Source organism: Pseudomonas sp. (genome assembly GCF_002796985.1).
In the GTDB taxonomy this organism is placed as follows: Bacteria; Pseudomonadota; Gammaproteobacteria; order Pseudomonadales; family Pseudomonadaceae; genus Pseudomonas.
Genome location: NZ_PEKX01000004.1, coordinates 297,953 through 317,933, shown reverse-complemented (window position 1 = coordinate 317,933; position 19,981 = coordinate 297,953). Strand labels below are relative to the sequence as shown.

Sequence of the window (19,981 nt, the reverse complement as noted above, 5' to 3'; positions counted from 1 at the left end):
TGTCGATCTAGAGGCTGTCTATTTGGAGGTATTCGCCGTGGGCCACTGATCCACGGCAACGAAACCGGCCATGGGCCAGCCTAGACTCCGGGACCGCCCAATCCCCGCGAAAGGAGTCACCCATGCACGTGGACATCGCCATCGTCGGCGCCGGCCCCGCCGGGCTCTGCCTGGCCCGCTCGCTGTCGGGCAACGGCCTGTCGATCCTGCTGATCGACCGCCAGCCGCTGACCGCCGTGTCCGAGCCCGCCGAGGACGGCCGGGAGATCGCCCTGACCCACGCCTCCCGCGCCGAACTGCAGCGCCTGGGGATGTGGTCGCGGATCGCCCCGGAGGAAGTCTCGCCGCTGCGTGATGCCCAGGTGCTCAATGGCCCCTCGCTGTTCACCCTGCGTATCGAGGCCGAGCAGGCTGGCGCGGAGCAACTGGGTTACTTCGTGTCCAACCAGACGATCCGCCGTGCCGCCTTCGATGCGGTTCACGAGTGCGCGGATGTCTCACTGGTCTGTGGCCGCGCGCTGCGCACGCTGCAGGTGCAGCAGGATGGTGTGTCGCTGACCCTGGACGACGACAGTCGCGTCCATGCGCGCCTGCTAGTGGCGGCCGACAGCCGCTTCTCCGAGACCCGCCGCATGCTCGGCATCGGCGCGCATATGGAAGACTTCGGCAAGACCATGATGGTCTGCCGCATGGCCCACGAGAAACCGCACCACAACGTCGCCTGGGAATGGTTCGGCTACGGCCAGACCCTGGCGCTGCTGCCGATCAATGGCGACCGGTCCTCGGTGGTACTGACCCTGCCGCAGCGCGAGATGGCGCCGCTGCTGGAGTTGGACGAGAAAGCCTTCGCCCACGAGATGGAGCGCCGCTTCGACCGCCGCCTGGGTGGCATGCAACTGCTCGGCCCGCGGCACAGCTACCCGCTGGTGGGCGTGTACTCGGACCGCTTCGTCGGCCCGCGCAGCGCGCTGATCGGCGATGCCGCCGTGGGCATGCACCCGGTCACCGCGCACGGCTTCAACTTCGGTCTGCAGAGCCAGCGTCGGCTGGGCAACGAAATCCTCGCGACCCATCGCCGCGGCGGTGATATCGGCGGCACCTGGCCGCTGCGTCGTTATGCCATGGCCCACCGCCTGGCGACCTGGCCGCTGTACCAGGCCACCCGGTTGATCGTCGGCATGTACACCGACCCGCGCCCGCCGGTGCGCCTGCTGCGCAACGCCGGCCTGCGCCTGGCGCAGAACCTGCCGCCGATTCGCCAGGCGATTGCCAGGCACCTGACCCAGGGCGCCTGAAAGCTTCGCGAGCAAGCTCGCTCCTACAAGTGTCAGGGCTCACCTGCACGGCTCTGCGTAGGAGCGAGCTTGCTCGCGAACGGCACTCCTCTGCAGAGGCCTGGGTGCGAGGGCATGGCCATCGCGGACAACATCCGCGATCGCTATCAGCGCACGTCATTCCGCGACTGGAACGGCGCTCAGTACCGGGTGCGACAACCGGCCCCTGAGCAGGCGCCGGCGAGGCTGTCAGAATTCGAAATTCACCCGCTCGCAGAAGCGGGGACCTCCTGCGTGCGAATCCATAACAGAACAAATCCAGGGGGCAGCATGGCCATCAGTTCCAGCGATATCTGCGACGCCGCCGACGGGCTGGCCGGCTTCGTCGGTTTCAATCTCAAGACCGGCAAGTACATCGTCCGCTTCAGCGAGGACTCCTTCGGCATGGACGTGGCCGAGGACAGCATCCGCCCGGCCTGCGAGTTCGTCTGGGCACTCAAGAGCGGCGCAGTGATGACCCTCAGCCGCGAGTGCCTGCAGATCCTCGTCGAGCAGAACATCCACGACCGCCTGAACCTCAACGAAGCGCTGCTCACCTACCTGCGCCGCACCGACCTGCCGGAGATCGCCGCCGAGCGCCGGCTCAAGTAATCACTGAGCTGACAGGGTGCGTAGGTGCGGACTCCGTCCGCGATTGGCTTCCGTCGAGATGCGGACCTAGCGCGGACGGAGTCCGCTCCTACGCTCGGGTCTTGCCGCCGAGTGCATCAGAGGAACATGCCGCCCGAAGCCTCCACACGCTGGCCGTTGATCCAGCGGCCGCCGTCGGAGAGCAGGGTGGCGATCACCGCGCCGATGTCGTCCGGCAGGCCGACGCGGCCCAGGGCGGTGTTACTGGCGATCTGCTGGTTCAGCTCGGCGTTGTCACGCACCAGACCGCCGCCAAAATCAGTCTCGATGGCGCCAGGGGCGAGGATGTTCACGGCGATGCCGCGCGCGCCCAGTTCCTTCGCCTGGTACTTGGTCAGGGTTTCCATCGCGCCTTTCATGGTGGCGTAGGCGGCGTAGCCGGGCAGGGCGAAACGGGTCAGGCCGCTGGAGACGTTGAGGATGCGGCCGCCGTCGGCGATCAGCGGCAGCAGCTTCTGGGTCAGGAAGAACGGGCCCTTGAGCTGGATGTTCAGCAACTGGTCGAACTGCTCCTCGGTGGTCTCGGCGAAGCTGGCGTGGAGGCCGATGCCGGCATTGTTCACCAGGAAGTCGAAGTGCTCACGGCCGAACGTTTCACCGAGGATGGCGCGGACCTGTTCGGCGAAGGCGGCGAAGCTGGCGCTGTCGGCCACGTCCAGTTGCAGCATCACCGCGCGGCCGCCGTGCTGCTCGATCTCGGTGGTGACGGCGTGGGCTTCTTCAGCCTGGCTGCGGTAGGTGCCGATGATGTCGACGCCGGCGGCGGCGAGGTGCAGGGCGGCGTTGCGGCCAAGGCCACGGCTGGCGCCTGTGATGAGAGCGATCTTGCGGGTCATGGCGGGCTTCCTGTTTTTGCGGGGAGTGGGTGTGGATGGGATTGAGGGGAAGCTTATTGTTCGATTGGCTGGTGATAAACCAGCAGGAATCGGAAATACTGGTCGACACTGCCGAACAATGATTGGGCCATCCCATGATCCGCCCCGACCTGCTGCGCACCTTCGTCCGCGTCACCGAGCTGGCCAGCTTCACCCAGGCCGGCGAGCAGCTCGGCCTGCCGCGCTCCACCGTGTCCGAGCACATCCAGGCGCTGGAAGAACTACTCGGCACGCGTCTGCTGCCCCGCACTACCCGGCGTGTCACCGCAACCCAGGATGGCCTGGTGCTCTACGAGCGCAGCAAGGACATGCTGGCTCAGCTGGACGAATTGCAGGGGCTGTTCCGCCAGAACGATGAAGCCCTCGGTGGCCGCCTGCGGGTGGACATGCCGACGGTGATGGCGCGCAAGCTGGTGATGCCGCGCCTGGGCGAATTCCTTGTGCGGCACCCGGCGCTGGCGCTGGAAGTGAGCTGCACTGACCGGCGCGTTGACCTGGTGCGCGAGGGGTTCGATTGCGTGGTGCGGGTCGGTTCGGTGAACGATCCGTCGGTGGTGGCGCGCAGCCTAGGGCAGTTCCCGCAGGTGACCTGCGCCAGTCCGTCCTATCTCGCCGAGCACGGCGTGCCGCAGTCGCTGGACGACCTCGCCGGGCATCAGCTGATCCACTACGTGACGGTGCTGGGGGCGCGGCCGCCGGGCTTCGAGTACCTGCATCAGGGCGAGGTGCGTTACGTGCCGATGGGCGGGGCGCTGTCGGTGAACAACGCCGAGGCCTACGAAAGCGCGGCCATGGGCGGGCTGGGGATCATCCAGGTGCCGATCCATGGCGTGCTCGATGACCTGGAAGCGGGGCGGCTGGTGCCGGTGCTGGAGCACATTGCGCTGCCGCCCATGGAAATCTCCCTGCTCTACGCCCACCGCCGCCTGCCGCAGCGAGTGCGGGTATTCATGCAGTGGCTGGCGCAGTTGCTGGGCGAGCCCGGTGTGCTGGGCGCGCCGCTGTCTGTGAAGCCTTAGCTGGCCCAGTCGGAATTCAGGATCGCCTCGCAGAAGTTGCCGCGCACGAAGTCCGCGTCCTTCATCGCCAGCACGTCGGCTTTCACATTGCCAAAGGTGGATTCCGGTTTGCCTTTGATGCCGTCGTAGAAGGCCTGGAGGATGTCCTGCTTGAACTGCCCGCCGCGTGGGCGGGCGGCGACCACGGCGTTGCGCTGGGCGGCGGGGAACTGCTGGTAGGCGATGCCCAGCACGTCCATTTCCACCCGGGCGATGACCAGGGCGATCTCCAGTTTCCTGTGCTGCGGGATGTCAGGCGTGGTGTGCAGGGCGATGGCAGTCCACACCGTGTCTATATCGCTTTCGGCGATGCCGTGGCTGCGCAGGAACTGGGCGGTTCGCGAGCAAGCTCGCTCCTACAGGAAAGCGCTCAGTTGCTCGCGCTGGCTCGCAGGTCGGCTCCGAGCGGATAGGGAGCTTGTAGGAGCGAGCTTGCTCGCGAATGCATTACACCGGATGCCCGACGTGACGCGGGGGCGCGAGCAGAACGATGGCGCCCCAGGGAATATCGGTGCTGGGTGACTCGCTTGGGAGCGGACTCTGTCCGCGATCGAGCTGGCCCAGGGGGCGGTGTGCGCGGGCCGCCGGCCCTAGACGAACTGCGCCGCCGCGTAACCCGAGGCCCAGGCCCACTGGAAGTTGAAGCCGCCCAGGTGGCCGGTGACGTCCAGCACTTCGCCTACGAAGTACAGGCCGGGGGATTTCAGCGATTCCAGGGTCTTGGACGATACCTCACGCGTGTCGACGCCGCCGAGGGTGACTTCCGCCGTGCGGTAGCCCTCGGTACCGGCCGGCACCAGTTGCCAGTCGCCCAGGCGCTCGGCGATCGCCTTGAGCTCGGCCGGCGTGTACTGCTTCATCGGTTTGGAGACGAACCACTGCTCGGCCAGCAGGCCGGCCATCTTCTTGGTGAACAGCTCGCCCAGCAGCGTCTTCAGCTCGCTGTTGGGGCGCTCGCGCTGCTGCTCGGCAAGCCAGACGGGCAGGTCGATGCGCGGCAGCAGGTCGATGCTGATGGTGTCGCCGGGCTGCCAGTAGGAGGAAATCTGCAGGATCGCCGGGCCGCTGAGACCGCGGTGGGTGAACAGGATGTTCTCGACGAAGCTCTGGCCGTTGCAGCTGACCCGGCAGTCCTCCACCGAGGTGCCGGACAGCTCGGTGCACAGGGCCTTGAGCTGCGGGTCGGTGAGGGTGAAGGGCACCAGGCCGGCGCGGGTCGGCAGCACACTGTGGCCGAACTGGCGGGCGATCTGGTAGCCAAAGCCGGTGGCGCCGAGGGTCGGGATGGACAGGCCGCCGGTGGCGATCACCAGGGATTCGCAACGCACCAGGCCGAGGCTGGTCTGCAACTGGTAGCCGCCTTCGTCGAGGCGGGCAATCTCGATCACCGAGGTGTCCAGGCGCAGGTCGACGCCGACTTGTTCGCACTCGTCCAGCAGCAGGCCGAGGATGTCGCTGGACTTGTTATCGCAGAACAGCTGGCCGAGTTTCTTCTCGTGGTAGGGCACGCCGTGCTTGGCCACCAGGGCGATGAAGTCCCACTGGGTGAAACGGGCCAGCGCGGACTTGCAGAAGTGCGGGTTGTGCGAGAGGAAGTTGACCGGCTCGCAATACATATTGGTGAAGTTGCAGCGCCCGCCACCGGACATGAGGATCTTCTTGCCGGCCTTGTTGGCGTGGTCGATCAGCAATACCTGACGACCGCGCGCGGCGGCGCTCATGGCGCACATCAGTCCCGCGGCGCCGGCGCCGATGATGATGACCTGGGAGGTGAGCACGGTGGATTCCTCGTGGACGAGCGCCTGGGCGACGCAAAAGCCGCGCATCTTACCCCAAGGGCGGCCGCGCCGGCTGCCCGTGCCCGACCGCGCGTCGATTGCGCATCGGCGGTGAAAGCAGGCTTCCCGACCGGTGCCGGGCACGTCGGGATATCCCGAGGGCGCTTTTGTCCGGATAATGCCGGCCAGTTCGTTTTCTACTTTTTCGTGGTAATGCCCGCATGGAAATCAAGGTCAATTTTCTCGACAACCTCCGACTCGAAGCCAAGTTCGACGACTTCACGGTGATCGCCGACCAGCCTATCCGCTACAAGGGCGATGGCTCGGCACCGGGGCCGTTCGACTACTTCCTGGCTTCCTCGGCGTTGTGCGCGGCTTACTTCGTCAAGCTCTACTGCCAGACCCGCGACATCCCCACCGACAATATCCGCCTGTCGCAGAACAACATCGTCGACCCGGAAAATCGCTACAAGCAGATCTTCAAGATCCAGGTAGAACTGCCGGCGGACATCTCCGAGAAGGACCGCCAGGGCATCCTGCGCTCCATCGACCGCTGCACCGTGAAGAAGGTGGTGCAGACCGGCCCGGACTTCATCATCGAGGAGGTGGAAAACCTCGATGCCGACGCCCAGGCGCTGCTGATGCCGAGCACCGTTGCCGGCGCCAGCACCTATATCCAGGGCAAGGACCTGCCGCTGGAGCAGACCATCGCCAACCTGTCGGAAATCCTCGCCGGCCTGGGCATGAAGATCGAGATCGCCTCGTGGCGCAACATCGTGCCCAACGTCTGGTCGCTGCACATCCGCGACGCGCAGTCGCCGATGTGCTTCACCAATGGCAAGGGCGCCACCAAGGAGAGCGCGCTGGCCTCGGCGCTGGGCGAGTTCATCGAGCGACTGAACTGCAACTTCTTCTACAACGACCAGTTCTGGGGCGAGGAGATCGCCAACGCGCCGTTCGTGCATTACCCCGATGAGCGCTGGTTCCAGCCGGGCCCGAAGGATGCGCTGCCGGAGGAAATCCTCGACGAGTACTGCCTGGAGGTCTACAACCCGGACGGTGACTTGCGCGGCTCGCACCTCTACGACACCAACTCGGGCAATACCGAGCGCGGTATCTGCTCGCTGCCGTTCGTGCGCCAGTCCGATGGCGAGACGGTGTACTTCCCGTCCAACCTGATCGAGAACCTCTACCTCTCCAACGGCATGAGCGCCGGCAACACCCTGGCCGAGGCGCAGGTGCAGTGCCTGTCGGAAATCTTCGAGCGCGCGGTGAAGCGCGAAATCCTCGAGGGCGAATTGGCGCTGCCGGACGTGCCGCAGGAGGTGCTGGCCAAGTACCCGGGCATCGTTGCGGGGATCAAGGGCCTGGAGGAGCAGGGCTTCCCGGTGCTGGTCAAGGATGCGTCGCTGGGCGGTGAGTTCCCGGTGATGTGCGTGACGCTGATGAACCCGCGCACCGGTGGTGTGTTCGCCTCCTTCGGCGCCCACCCGAGCCTGGAAGTGGCGCTGGAGCGCAGCCTCACCGAGCTGCTCCAGGGCCGCAGCTTCGAGGGCCTCAACGACCTGCCGCGGCCGACCTTCGAAAGCCAGGCGCTGAGCGAGCCGAACAACTTCGTCGAGCACTTCATCGACTCCAGCGGCGTGGTGTCGTGGCGCTTCTTCAGCGCCAAGGCCGATTACGACTTCGTCGAGTGGGACTTCTCCGGCCAGGGCGGCTCCAGTGACAGAGAGGGGTCCAACGTCCAGGAAGCTAAGACCCTGTTCGGCATCCTCGAAGAGCAGGGCAAGGAGGTCTACATGGCGGTGTACGAGCACCTGGGCGCCACGGCCTGCCGCATCCTGGTACCGGGTTATTCGGAGATCTATCCGGTGGAAGACCTCATCTGGGACAACACCAACAAGGCGCTGGCGTTCCGCGCCGACATCCTCAACCTGCACAGCCTGAACATCGTCCGCCTCAAGTCGCTGCTCAAGCGCCTGGAAGCCTGCGAGGTGGACGAGTACACCGACATCACCACGCTGATCGGCATCGAATTCGACGACAACACGGTCTGGGGCCAGCTGACCATCCTCGAACTCAAGCTGCTGATCAACCTCGTGGCGAAGCGCTTCGAGACTGCCAAGGAGCTGGTGGAGCAGTTCCTCCAGTACAACGACAACACCGCCGAGCGCGGGCTGTTCTACCAGGCGCTCAGCGCGGCGCTGGAAGTGCAGCTGGACGAGGAACTGGAGATGGCCGACTTCGAGGCCAACTTCCGCCGCATGTTCGGCAACGAGCGCATGGACGCGGTGCTGGGTTCGCTGGATGGCAGCGTGCGTTTTTACGGCCTGACGCCGACCAACATGAAGCTCGAAGGCCTCGACAAGCACCTGCGGCTGATCGACAGCTACAAGAAGCTGCACCAGGCACGGGCCAGGGCGGTGGCAGGGCGCTGATCGAGCAAAGTCGATTTCGCTTGCACGCGTCCACTGCTGGAGGGATGGCCGAGCACTATTTGTAGGATGGCGCTCCGCTCCACGCCATCCTACTAAGCTGCACCAGGCACGGGGCTGGGCGCTGATCCGGGCAAGACGAAAAGGGTACCTTCGGGTGCCCTTTTTTTGTCCGGCGATTGGGTTGGCACCTTTGCATGCCGCTCGACCGGCCGTCCGGTGCCGCACGAAAGTCCGCCTAGACTTGTCGATTCCGTCGTCGCCCAGGCGACCAAGCTGCAGCCGGTCATGCCGACCGCGCGCGAATCAGGAGATTCACCATGTCCAGCCTGCAACGCGTCACCCCCTGCCTGTGGTTCGATGGCAAGGCCGAGGAAGCGGCCGAGTTCTACACAGCGATCTTCCCCAACTCACGGATCGTCCAGACTGCCTATTACCCCGAGGCCGAGAAGGAGCGCCACGGCGGCGAGCCCGGCTCGGTACTGACGGTGGAGTTCGTGCTGGACGGCCAGACCTTCATCGCCCTGAACGGCGGGCCGACCTTCAAGTTCACCGAGGCGCTATCGCTGCAGGTGATGTGCGACAGCCAGAAGGAGATCGACCACTTCTGGGACAAGCTCGGCGCCGACGGCCCGGAGGAGGCGCAGGTCTGTGGCTGGCTGAAGGATCGCTACGGAGTGTCCTGGCAGATCTGCCCGCGCCACGTTGGTGACATGGTCGCCGACCGCGACCCGGTGAAGGCCAGCCGCACGCTGCAGGCGGTGATGGGCATGAAGAAGCTGGACATGGCCGCCATCGAGCGCGCCCATGCCGGAAACTGAGTTCGGAAACCTGAACCGGTAACAGAAGAAGGAGGGCGCGCGGCATGTTCAGCCATATCACCGTCGGCACCAACGACCTGCCGCGCGCCATCGACTTCTACGGCAGGGTGCTCGGCGCGCTGGGGATCGTCCTCAAGGCGCACCGCCATGAGCCGGAGCGAGTGATTTTCGCCCACCCGGACAGCGACGTGGTGTTCTGCGTCTACCAACCCATCGACGGCCAGCCGGCCAGCATCGGCAATGGCAGCCTGGTGGCCTTCGAGGCGCGCACGCGGCATCAGGTGGACAGCTTCCATGCCCGCGCCGTGCAACTGGGCGGCATCGACGAAGGGCCGCCCGGCCTGCGCCTGAATTACTCGCCGACCTACTACGGCGCCTATGTGCGCGACCTGGACGGCAACAAGCTGTGCTGCGTCTGCCACCTGGACGAGTGAGGCGTCACGGCAGAAATTTCGAACCCTGCAACGCTGCGCCTCGTCCAACTCCCTGAACGTCGTAGTCCCCGGCACGCACCGATTGCCTGGCTGCGGCACAGCCACACGGCGAGGGTGCGCTTGCCGGACAGGGAGAATCCGCGATGGTCACTCACTACAAGGTCAAGGGGCACCTGGCCTGCGGGCATGCAGGCAAGCACCTGGAGTCCACCAGCGAGCTGAACCGGGTGAAATGCCGCAGCTGCCGTAATACCGAGGTCTACAAGGACGCCCGCCGCGATGCGCGCAACGCCGCGCGGCGCGCCCAGCGCAAGGCTCGCGGCGAAGCCGTGCACAACGACTGGCGCAGTTTCTGGGAAAAACGTCTGGCCGCCATGCCGGGCAGCCAGCGCCTGCCGCGCGGGTTTCAGGACCAGCCGTTCGTCTGAGTCGTGCTTGGGTGAGATAGAACACCGGGAGATAGGTGCAGCCAGGGTTAAGGTGAAGAACGCAGATCGTAGGGCGCATAACGCGCCAGCGTTGTCCGCCGCGGGGTCATCGGCGGATAATCCGTTCCGGATTATGCGCCCTACGTCGGGAGTCCCCTGTAGGAGCGAGCTTGCTCGCGAACAGCCCTCACGCCGGACCCCACTGACGCCCGACGGTTTCCATGTTTGCGCTTCCCCCAGTCCCTGAAGAGCGTGGTGCCTAGCCAGGGGCAGGGTAAGGGCTGTCGATCCTGCAGGGCTAGATGCATGCCCGAGCATTGCACTCGGGAAAGACGTGCTAGCATCTGCCCCGGCCCCGAATCCTCCGGCTGCGCTGGCACCCCGCCAGCGCGGCCACCCCTCATAGAAGGACCCAAGCAATGGCTCAAGTCACCCTCAAGGGCAACCCGGTTTCCGTCGACGGCAAGCTGCCGAGCAAAGGCGAGCAGGCTCCGGCCCTGTCGCTGGTCGCCGGCAACCTGTCCGACGTCACCCTGGAAGCCTACGCCGGCAAGCGCAAGGTGCTGAACATCTTCCCCAGCGTCGACACCCCGACCTGCGCTACCTCCGTGCGCAAGTTCAACGCCGAGGCGAGCAAGCTGGCCAACACCGTGGTGCTGTGCATCTCCGCTGACCTGCCGTTCGCCCAGGCGCGCTTCTGCGGCGCCGAAGGCCTGGAGAACGTAGTCAACCTGTCCACCCTGCGTGGTCGTGAATTCCTCGCCAACTACGGCGTGGCCATCGCTGACGGCCCGCTGGCCGGCCTGGCCGCCCGCGCCGTTGTCGTGCTGGACGAGCAGAACAAGGTGCTGCACAGCGAGCTGGTGGGCGAGATCGCCGACGAGCCGAACTACGCCGCCGCCATCGCCGCCCTGGCCTGATGACGCGGCTGCTTTCGTGAGAAAGCCGGGCCGACCCGCCAGGGTCGGTCCGTCAGGTCGGGAACCCTGCCGGCCAATCCGGGTCGCAATGCCCCGGTAATTCGTAACTCCCGGTAAATCAAAGGTAAATAGCGGGTAAAGAGACTTTGCCTGTGGCCTTGCTGTGCTTATCGTTCAGCCTCGCTATTCTCACTTTTTCGCGCCAAGCCCCTTTTCAACAAGACGAAGCCCCATGACTGCAAGCAACGGATCGCCCTCGAAACTTCGCACGCTGCGCCCCTGGCTCATCACCGCGCTGCTGTTTGCCGCCGTGGTGGGGCTGATCATGTGGCTGCACTCGACGTCGTCCGGGGCGCCGGCGGCCCAGGGCGGGCGCGGCGGGCGACCGGCGCCGGGGCAGATGGCCGCGGGGCAGGGCGGCACGGCGGTGACCGTCAGCGTCGCGCCGGTGACCAAGGGCGACCTGCCGGTGCACTACCACGCGCTGGGCACGGTGACGGCTTACAACACCGTCAACGTCCGCGCGCGGGTCAGCGGTCAGCTGGTCAAGGTGCCGTTCCAGGAAGGCCAGGAAGTGAAGGCCGGCGACGTCCTTGCGGTGATCGACCCGCGTCCGTTCCAGGCCGCGCTGGACCAGGCCCAGGGCACGCTGCTGCAGAACCAGGCGCAACTGAAGAACGCGCAGATCGACCTGGCCCGCTACAAGGGCCTGTACGCCGAAGACTCCATCGCCAAGCAGACCCTGGACACCCAGGAAGCCCAGGTACGTCAGTTCGAAGGCACCCTGAAGACCAACCAGGGCCAGGTCGCCGACGCCAAGCTCAACCTCGAATTCACCCAGGTGCGCGCACCCATCTCCGGCCGTGTCGGCCTGCGCCAGGTGGACGTGGGCAACCTCGTCACCTCCGGCGACACCACGCCACTGGTGGTCATCACCCAGGTCAAGCCGATCTCCGTGGTGTTCAGCCTGCCGCAGCAACAACTGGGCACCGTCGCCCGCGAGCTTTACGGCAACCAGCCGGTGCCGGTGCAGGCCATGGACCGCAACCAGAACCAGACCCTGGCCACCGGCGTGCTGAAGACCCTGGACAACCAGATCGACACCACCACCGGCACCGTCAAGCTCAAGGCCGGTTTCGCGAACGACGACCACAAGCTGTTCCCCAACCAGTTCGTCAACGTACGCCTGCTCGCCGAGACGCTGCCGGGCGTGCTGACCATCCCGGCCAACGCCGTGCAGCGCGGCAACGATGGCACCTACGTCTATCTGGTCGGTGAGGAGAGCAAGGCCAAGCGCCAGCTGGTAACGCTGGGCACCAGCGAGAGCGAGCGCGTGGTCGTCACCGAGGGCCTGAAGGAAGGCGATCGCGTCGTCGTCGAAGGCACCGACCGCCTGCGCGACGGCACCCGCATGAACATCGCCAGCTCTGACGAGAAAGCCCGCGCGGCCGCAGGCGTTGAGGGCGACAAGTCCACCGCCAAGCCGTTCGGTTCGGACAACCCTGGCCAGAGCAGCCCGGCCCAGGACAGCGGTAAGAGCGAATGAACCCGTCCCGCCTGTTTATCCTGCGGCCGGTCGCCACCACGCTGTTGATGGTGGCGATTCTGCTGTCGGGGATCATCTCCTACCGTTTCCTGCCGATTTCGGCGTTGCCGGAGGTGGACTACCCGACCATCCAGGTCGTGACCCTGTACCCCGGCGCCAGCCCGGACATCATGACCTCCTCGGTCACCGCGCCGCTGGAGAACCAGCTGGGGCAGATTCCCGGCTTGAACGAGATGTCCTCCACCAGCTCCGGCGGCGCCTCGGTGATCACCCTGCAGTTCAGCCTGCAGATCAACCTCGACGTCGCCGAGCAGGAAGTCCAGGCGGCGATCAACACCGCGCAGAGCCTGCTGCCCAAGGACCTGCCGAACCAGCCGGTGTACAGCAAGGTGAACCCGGCGGATGCACCGATCCTGACCTTGGCGGTGATGTCCCCGGACATGCCGCTGCCGCAGATCCAGGACCTGGTGGACACGCGCCTTGCGCAGAAGATTTCGCAGATTTCCGGCGTCGGACTGGTCAGCATCAGCGGCGGCCAGCGTCCGGCCGTGCGCATCCGCGCCAACCCCGGTGCCCTGGCGGCTGCCGGGCTGAGCCTGCAGGACCTGCAGACCACCGTCACCAACAACAACCTCAATGGCCCCAAGGGCAGCTTCGACGGCCCGACGCGCTCCTCGACCCTGGACGCCAACGACCAGCTCAAGTCCGCCGACGCCTACCGCGACCTGATCATCGCCTACAAGAACGGCTCGCCGCTGCGCGTGCGAGACGTGGCGAGCGTGGAAGACGATGCCGAGAACGTGCGCCTCGCCGCCTGGGCCAACACCTCGCCGGCGGTGGTGCTGAACATCCAGCGCCAGCCGGGCGCCAACGTCATCGAAGTGGTCGACAGCATCAAGAAGATGCTCCCGCAGTTGCAGGCGACCCTGCCGGGCAGCCTCGAAGTGACGGTGCTCACCGACCGCACCACGACCATCCGTGCCTCGGTGGCGGACGTGCAGTTCGAGCTGTTCCTGGCCGTCTGCCTGGTGGTGATGGTCACCTTCCTGTTCCTGCGCAATATCTCCGCGACGCTGATCCCCAGCTTCGCCGTACCGCTGTCGCTGATCGGCACCTTCGGCGTGATGTACCTGGCCGGCTTCTCGATCAACAACCTGACGCTGATGGCGCTGACCATCGCCACCGGCTTCGTCGTCGACGACGCCATCGTCATGGTGGAGAACATCGCGCGCTACCTGGAAAAGGGCGACCCGCCGCTGGAGGCCGCGCTCAAGGGCTCCAAGCAGATCGGCTTCACCATCATCTCGCTGACCTTCTCGCTGATCGCCGTGCTGATCCCGCTGCTGTTCATGGGCGACGTGGCCGGCCGGCTGTTCCGCGAATTCGCCATCACCCTGGCGGTGGCGATTCTGATTTCCGGCTTCGTCTCCCTGACCCTGACGCCGATGCTCAGCGCCAAGCTGCTGCGCCATGTCGAGCCGGAGAAGGAAGGGCGCTTTGCCCGCGCCGCCGGGCGCTTCATCGACAACATGATCGAGCGCTACGCCGCCGCCCTGCGCGTGGTGCTGCGCCACCAGGGCCTGACGCTGCTGGTAGCCATCGGCACCGTGGTGCTCACCGCGGCGCTGTACCTCTTCATGCCCAAGGGCTTCTTCCCGGTGCAGGACACCGGGGTGATCCAGGGCATCGCCGAAGCGCCGCAGTCGATCTCCTTCCAGTCCATGGCTTCCCGCCAGCAGGACCTGGCGAAGATCGTGCTGCAGGACCCGGCGGTGGAAAGCCTGTCTTCGTTCATCGGCGTCGACGGCACCAACGCCACGCTCAATACCGGACGCCTGCTGATCAACCTCAAGCCCCACGCCGAGCGCGACGTGACCGCCAGCGAGGTGATCCACCGCCTGCAGCCGGAGCTCGACCAGATCGCCGGCATCAAGCTGTACATGCAGCCGGTGCAGGACCTGACCATCGAAGACCGCATCGCCCGCACGCAGTACCAGTTCACCCTGCAGGACGCCGACCCGGAAGTGCTCGCCGACTGGGTGCCGCGCCTGGTGGACCGTCTGCAGCAACTGCCGGAGCTGGCCGACGTGGCCACCGACTGGCAGGACAAGGGCCTGCAGGCCTACATCAACATCGATCGCGACACCGCCTCGCGCCTGGGCGTGAGCCTGTCGAACATCGACAGCGTGCTGTACAACGCCTTCGGCCAGCGGCTGATCTCGACCATCTTCACCCAGGCCACGCAGTACCGCGTGGTGCTGGAAGTGGCGCCGGAATTCCAGATCGGCCCGCAGTCGCTGGAAAACCTCTACGTGCCGTCCGGCGACGGCACCCAGGTACGCCTGTCGAGCCTGGCCAAGGTCGAGGAGCGCCACACCCTGCTGGCGGTCAACCACATCGCCCAGTTCCCGGCCGCGACCATCTCCTTCAACCTGGCCAAGGGCGTCGCCCTCGGCGAGGCGGTGCAGGCGATCCGCGAGGTCGAGGCGCAGATGGAAATGCCCGTCAGCCTGCAAGGCAGCTTCCGTGGTGCGGCTCAGGCGTTCGAGGCTTCGCTGTCCAACACCCTGCTGCTGGTGCTGGCCTCCATCGTCACCATGTACATCGTGCTGGGCATCCTCTACGAGAGCTTCATCCACCCCGTGACCATCCTCTCCACGCTGCCCTCGGCGGGCGTCGGCGCGCTGCTGGCGCTGATGCTCTCGGGGCAGGACATCGGCATCGTGGCGATCATCGGCATCATCCTCTTGATCGGCATCGTCAAGAAGAACGCGATCATGATGATCGACTTCGCCCTGGACGCCGAACGCAACGAGGGCAAGCCGCCCCATGAGGCGATCTACCAGGCGTGCCTGTTGCGCTTCCGGCCGATCCTGATGACCACCATGGCTGCATTGCTCGGTGCACTGCCGCTGATGCTTGCCGGCGGTGCCGGCGCCGAGTTGCGCCAGCCGCTGGGCGTGACCATGGTCGGCGGCCTGCTGGTGAGCCAGCTGCTGACGCTGTTCACCACGCCGGTGATCTACCTGTACTTCGACCGCCTCGCGGCGCGCTGGGCTGCCTGGCGTGGTCGCCATGGCCTGGACGTGAACAGCATCGACCCGGCGGAGCGTGGCTGATGGGCGGCCTGTCTCGCCTGTTCATCCTGCGCCCAGTCGCCACCTGCCTGCTGACCCTGGCGCTGCTGCTGGCCGGCGTGCTGTCGTTCAGCCTGCTACCGGTGGCGCCGCTGCCCAACGTCGATTTCCCGACCATTCTGGTGCAGGCCTCGTTGCCTGGCGCCAGCCCGGAAACCATGGCCTCCACGGTGGCGACGCCGCTGGAACGCTCGCTGGGGCGCATCGCCGGGGTCACCGACATGACCTCCAGCAGCTCCCTGGGCAACACCACCATCATCATCCAGTTCGACCTGTCCAAGGACATCGACGGCGCCGCGCGCGAGGTGCAGTCGGCGATCAACGCGGCCATGAGCCTGCTGCCTTCGGGCATGCCGAACAACCCGACGTACCGCAAGGCGAACCCGTCGGACATGCCGATCATGATCCTCACGCTGACCTCGGATACCTATACCCGCGGGCAGATGTACGACCTGGCCTCGACCATCGTCTCGCCCAAGCTCGCACAGGTGAAAGGCGTGGGGCAGGTGAGCATCGGCGGCTCCTCGCTGCCGGCGGTGCGGGTCGATGTGAACCCGGACCAGCTCAGCCAGTACGGCATCTCCCTGGACACCGTGCGCACGGCAATCAACAACACCAACGCCGACGGCCCCAAGGGCTCGCTGGAGTTCGGCGAGCGGCACTGGCAGGTGGACTCCAACGACCAGTTGCGCAAGGCCAGCGAATACGCCCCGCTGATCGTTCACTACAACGCCGAGACCGGCGCGGCGGTACGCCTGAAGGACGTGGCCAAGGTCACCGACTCGGTGGAGGACGTGCGTAACGCCGGCTTCTCCGACGACCTGCCGGCGGTGCTGTTGATCATCACCCGCCAGCCTGGCGCCAACATCATCGAGGCCACCGACGCCATCCACGAGCAGTTGCCGATCATCCAGGACGTGCTTGGCCCGCAGGTGAAGCTGTCGGTGATGGACGACCGCAGCCCGTCGATCCGCTCCTCGCTGGAGGAGGCCGAGCTGACCCTGATGATCTCCGTGGTGCTGGTGATCCTGGTGGTCTACCTGTTCCTGCGCAACGGCCGCGCCACGCTGATTCCCAGCCTGGCAGTGCCGGTGTCGCTGGTGGGCACTTTCGCGGTCATGTACTTGTGCGGCTTCTCGCTGAACAACCTGTCGTTGATGGCGCTGATCATCGCCACCGGCTTCGTGGTGGACGACGCCATCGTGGTGGTGGAGAACATCGCGAGGCGCATCGAGGAGGGCGACCCGCCGATCCAGGCCGCCATTCGCGGGGCACGAGAGGTGAGTTTCACCGTGCTGTCGATGACCCTGTCGCTGGTGGCGGTGTTCATCCCGCTGCTGCTGATGGGCGGCATCACCGGGCGGCTGTTCCGCGAATTCTCGGTGACCCTGGCGGCGGCCATCCTGGTGTCGCTGGTGGTCTCCCTGACGCTGACGCCGATGCTCTGCGCGCGCCTGCTCAAACCCATGGAGCGGGGGCCGAAGAAGGCCTCGGTGGAGCGCCAGAGCAACCGTTACTTCGTTGCCTTCATGCAGCGCTACCGCGCCAGCCTGAGCTGGGCGCTGGAGCACTCGCGGCTGATGGTGATGATCATGCTCGGCTGCATCGCGCTGAACCTCTACCTGTTCGTGGTGGTGCCCAAGGGCTTCCTGCCGCAGCAGGATTCCGGGCGCCTGCGCGGCTTCGCGGTGGCCGACCAGAGCATCTCGTTCCAGGCGCTGGACAAGAAGATGGCCGAGTTCCGCAAGATCCTTTCCGAAGATCCGGGCGTGGAGAACGTGGTGGGCTTCGTCGGCGGCGGCAAGTGGCAGTCGAGCAACACCGGCTCGTTCTTCGTCACCCTCAAGGACATCAGCGAGCGCGACTCCGCCGAGGCCATCGTCAACCGCCTGCGCAAGAAGCTGGCGCAAGTCCCCGGCGCCAACCTGTTCCTGGTCGCCGGCCAGGACGTGCGCATCGGTGGCCGCCAGGGCAATGCGCAGTACGACTTCACCCTGCGCAGCGACGACCTGACCCTGCTGCGCGAATGGGCGCCCAAGGTCGAGGCGGCGATGAACAAGGTGCCGCAGATCGTCGATGTGAACAGCGACGCCCAGGACAAGGGCGTGCAGAGCCGCCTGGTGATCGACCGCGACCGCGCGGCGAGCCTGGGGGTGAACGTCGCCGAGGTGGATGCGGTGCTGAACAACTCCTACGGCCAGCGCCAGGTCTCGACCATCTTCAACCCGCTGAACCAGTACCACGTGGTGATGGAAGTCGCCCAGCCGTACCAGGAGACGCCCGAGGAGCTGCGCCAGGTCTACGTGATCAACAGTGAGGGGCAGCGCATCCCGCTCTCGGCCTTCACCCACATCGAGCCGAGCCGCGCACCGCTGGAGGTCAACCACCAGGGCCAGTTCGCCGCCACCACCTTCTCCTTCAACCTCGCCCAGGGCGCGCAGATCGGCCCGGCCCGTGACGCGATCCTGGCGGCGGTGGAGCCCATCCACCTGCCGATGGAAATCCAGGCCACCTTCGAAGGCAACGCCGGCGCGGTGCAGGACACGCAGAACGACATGCCCTGGCTGATCCTGCTGGCGCTGGTGTCGGTGTACATCGTGCTGGGCATCCTCTACGAGAGCTACGTGCACCCGCTGACCATCCTCTCGACGCTGCCCTCTGCGGGCGTTGGCGCACTGCTCACGCTGATGCTGTTCCGCACCGAGCTGTCGCTGATCGCGCTGATCGGGGTGATCCTGCTGATCGGCATCGTCAAGAAGAACGCCATCATGATGATCGACTTCGCCCTGGACGCCGAGCGCACCCAGGGCCTGTCACCTCGGGACGCGATTCTGGAGGCGGCGATGAAGCGCTTCCGGCCGATCATGATGACCACCCTGGCGGCCATCCTCGGCGCGCTGCCGCTGATCTTCGGCATCGGCGGCGACGCCGCGCTGCGCCGCCCGCTGGGCATGACCATCGTCGGCGGCCTGATCGGCAGCCAGTTGCTGACCCTGTACACCACCCCCGTCGTCTACCTCTACCTCGACCGCCTGCGCCATTGGGTCAACCAGAAGCGCGGCGTGCGCACCGACGGCGCCCTGGAGACACCGCTATGATCCGCCCCCGTTCCTTCCTCACTCCCCTGGCAGGCCTGGCGCTGGCCGTGGCCCTGGCTGGCTGCACCATCGGCCCGGACTACCAGCGCCCCGAGCTGACGGTGCCCGCCAGCTTCAAGGAGGGTGAGGGCTGGCAGCTGGCGAAGCCGCAGGACGGTTTCAACCACGGCGCCTGGTGGGCGCTGTATGGCGACGCCGCGCTCAATGATTTGCAGGCCCGCCTGGTGGCTGCCAACCAGACCCTGGCGCAATCCGTCGCGTCCTACCGTCAGGCCCAGGCGCTGGCCAAGGGCGCGCGCTCGTCGTTCTTCCCCACCATCAGCGCCGATACCGGCAAGACCCGCTCCGGCCAGGGCACCGGCAGCGGCGGCAGCGTTCGCCTGCCGGACGGCTCCACGGTCGCCAGCGGTGGCGGCGGGGGTATCTCCAACAGCTATGACGCCAGCCTCGGCGTGAGCTGGGAGCTGGACCTGTGGGGCAAGCTGCGCCGCCAGCTGGAGTCCGACACCGCGAGCATGGATGCCAGCGCTGCGGATCTCGCCGCCTCACGCCTGTCGCTGCAGTCGGAGCTGACCCAGGACTACCTGCAACTGCGGGTCATGGACCAGCAGATCAAGCTGCTCAACGACACCGTCAGCGCCTACCAGCGTTCGCTCAAGCTCACCGAGAACCAGTACAACGCCGGCATCGTCACCAAGGCCGACGTGGCCCAGGCGCGCACTCAGCTGAAGAGCACCGAGGCCCAGGCCATCGACCTGAAGTACCAGCGCGCCCAGCTGGAACACGCCATCGCCGTGCTGGTCGGCGTGCCGCCGGCGCAGTTCAGCCTGGCCGTCGTCGAAGGCGTGCCGGGCCTGCCGAATGTGCCGGGGCTGCTGCCGTCGGAACTGTTGCAACGCCGCCCGGACGTGGCTTCCGCCGAGCGCAAGGTGATCGCCGCCAACGCCAAGATCGGCGTGGCCAAGGCGGCCTGGTTCCCCGACCTGACCCTTACCGCCGCCGGCGGTTACCGCAGCGGCAGCTTCCAGAACTGGATCGAAACGCCCAACCGCTACTGGTCCATCGGCCCGCAGTTCGCCATGACGCTGTTCGACGGCGGGCTGATCGCCTCCCAGGTGGAACAGGCCGAGGCGAGCTACGACCAGACCGTGGCCAGCTACCGGCAGACCGTGCTGGACAGCTTCCGCGAGGTCGAGGACTACATGGTCCAGCTCAAGGTGCTGGAAGAGGAAAGCGGCGTGCAGCAGGAAGCGCTGGACTCCGCCCGTGAAGCACTGCGCCTGACCACCAACCAGTACAAGGCCGGCACCATCGACTACAGCAACGTGGTCACTACCCAGACCAGCGCGCTGTCCAACGAGCGCACGTTGCTGACCCTGACCGGCAACCGGCTGACCGCCAGCGTGCAGCTGATCGCCGCACTGGGCGGCGGCTGGGATGCGGCGAAAATCGCCGAGGAAGGGCAGGCGGCGCGGGACTGAACCGGC

Annotated in this window: 15 protein-coding genes; 12 read left to right on the top strand and 3 right to left on the bottom strand. The window is 66.2% G+C overall.

What is annotated here, in order from left to right; genetic code table 11:
• Nucleotides 1–122: 122 nt before the first annotated feature.
• Both ubiM and CTR55_RS04330 read left to right on the top strand, forming a co-directional pair.
• On the top strand, nt 123–1,295 hold the full coding sequence (gene ubiM, locus CTR55_RS04335) for a 5-demethoxyubiquinol-8 5-hydroxylase UbiM (RefSeq protein WP_296284318.1): 1,173 nt from the start codon (nt 123–125) through the stop codon (nt 1,293–1,295).
• A gap of 309 nt (nt 1,296–1,604) precedes the next feature.
• On the top strand, nt 1,605–1,925 hold the full coding sequence (locus CTR55_RS04330; RefSeq protein WP_296284317.1) for a DUF2025 family protein: 321 nt from the start codon (nt 1,605–1,607) through the stop codon (nt 1,923–1,925).
• Nucleotides 1,926–2,041: 116 nt separating this feature from the next.
• On the opposite strand, the gene CTR55_RS04325 is transcribed toward CTR55_RS04330, so the two are convergent.
• Nucleotides 2,042–2,800: an SDR family oxidoreductase gene (locus CTR55_RS04325; RefSeq protein ID WP_296284316.1), complete on the bottom strand. Its 759-nt coding sequence runs from the start codon at nt 2,798–2,800 to the stop codon at nt 2,042–2,044.
• Between the two features lie 134 nt (nt 2,801–2,934).
• Between CTR55_RS04325 and CTR55_RS04320 the strand changes: the two genes are divergently transcribed.
• Nucleotides 2,935–3,858, top strand: a complete 924-nt coding sequence (locus CTR55_RS04320; RefSeq protein WP_296284315.1) for a LysR family transcriptional regulator — start codon at nt 2,935–2,937, stop codon at nt 3,856–3,858.
• Here CTR55_RS04320 and CTR55_RS04315 read toward each other — a convergent pair.
• Nucleotides 3,855–4,184 (bottom strand): hypothetical protein, encoded by a 330-nt coding sequence (locus tag CTR55_RS04315; RefSeq protein ID WP_296284314.1) that lies wholly within the window; start codon nt 4,182–4,184, stop codon nt 3,855–3,857. The two genes, CTR55_RS04320 and CTR55_RS04315, sit on opposite strands and share 4 nt — an antisense overlap.
• A 303-nt stretch (nt 4,185–4,487) precedes the next feature.
• Nucleotides 4,488–5,675: an NAD(P)/FAD-dependent oxidoreductase gene (locus CTR55_RS04310; protein ID WP_296284313.1), complete on the bottom strand. Its 1,188-nt coding sequence runs from the start codon at nt 5,673–5,675 to the stop codon at nt 4,488–4,490.
• A gap of 221 nt (nt 5,676–5,896) precedes the next feature.
• Here CTR55_RS04310 and CTR55_RS04305 point away from each other — a divergent pair, with 221 nt between their 5' ends.
• From CTR55_RS04305 to CTR55_RS04265, 9 genes are all read left to right on the top strand, one after another.
• Nucleotides 5,897–8,113 carry an OsmC domain/YcaO domain-containing protein gene (locus CTR55_RS04305; protein WP_296284312.1) on the top strand — a complete coding sequence of 739 codons (2,217 nt, stop codon included), beginning with the start codon at nt 5,897–5,899 and terminating at the stop codon, nt 8,111–8,113.
• Between the two features lie 317 nt (nt 8,114–8,430).
• Nucleotides 8,431–8,931 (top strand): VOC family protein, encoded by a 501-nt coding sequence (locus CTR55_RS04300; RefSeq protein WP_296284311.1) that lies wholly within the window; start codon nt 8,431–8,433, stop codon nt 8,929–8,931.
• 44 nt (nt 8,932–8,975) lie between these two features.
• Nucleotides 8,976–9,365: a VOC family protein gene (locus CTR55_RS04295; protein WP_296284310.1), complete on the top strand. Its 390-nt coding sequence runs from the start codon at nt 8,976–8,978 to the stop codon at nt 9,363–9,365.
• 143 nt (nt 9,366–9,508) lie between these two features.
• Nucleotides 9,509–9,793 (top strand): hypothetical protein, encoded by a 285-nt coding sequence (locus CTR55_RS04290; protein ID WP_296284309.1) that lies wholly within the window; start codon nt 9,509–9,511, stop codon nt 9,791–9,793.
• Nucleotides 9,794–10,212: 419 nt separating this feature from the next.
• Nucleotides 10,213–10,713 carry a thiol peroxidase gene (tpx, locus tag CTR55_RS04285; protein WP_296284308.1) on the top strand — a complete coding sequence of 167 codons (501 nt, stop codon included), beginning with the start codon at nt 10,213–10,215 and terminating at the stop codon, nt 10,711–10,713.
• A 232-nt stretch (nt 10,714–10,945) separates the two neighbouring features.
• The gene (locus CTR55_RS04280; protein WP_296284307.1) at nt 10,946–12,259 is read left to right on the top strand and encodes an MdtA/MuxA family multidrug efflux RND transporter periplasmic adaptor subunit; all 1,314 of its coding nucleotides are present in this window, start codon (nt 10,946–10,948) and stop codon (nt 12,257–12,259) included.
• Nucleotides 12,256–15,378: an MdtB/MuxB family multidrug efflux RND transporter permease subunit gene (locus tag CTR55_RS04275; protein WP_296284306.1), complete on the top strand. Its 3,123-nt coding sequence runs from the start codon at nt 12,256–12,258 to the stop codon at nt 15,376–15,378. Before CTR55_RS04280 ends, CTR55_RS04275 begins: the two co-directional genes overlap by 4 nt.
• A complete protein-coding gene (locus tag CTR55_RS04270; protein WP_296284305.1) occupies nt 15,378–18,494 on the top strand; it encodes a multidrug efflux RND transporter permease subunit in 3,117 nt (1,038 codons plus the stop codon). The genes CTR55_RS04275 and CTR55_RS04270 overlap by 1 nt, the downstream gene beginning before the upstream one ends.
• Nucleotides 18,491–19,975, top strand: coding sequence for an efflux transporter outer membrane subunit (locus tag CTR55_RS04265; RefSeq protein WP_296284304.1), 1,485 nt, complete (start codon nt 18,491–18,493; stop codon nt 19,973–19,975). Before CTR55_RS04270 ends, CTR55_RS04265 begins: the two co-directional genes overlap by 4 nt.
• The last annotated feature ends 6 nt before the right edge of the window (nt 19,976–19,981 follow it).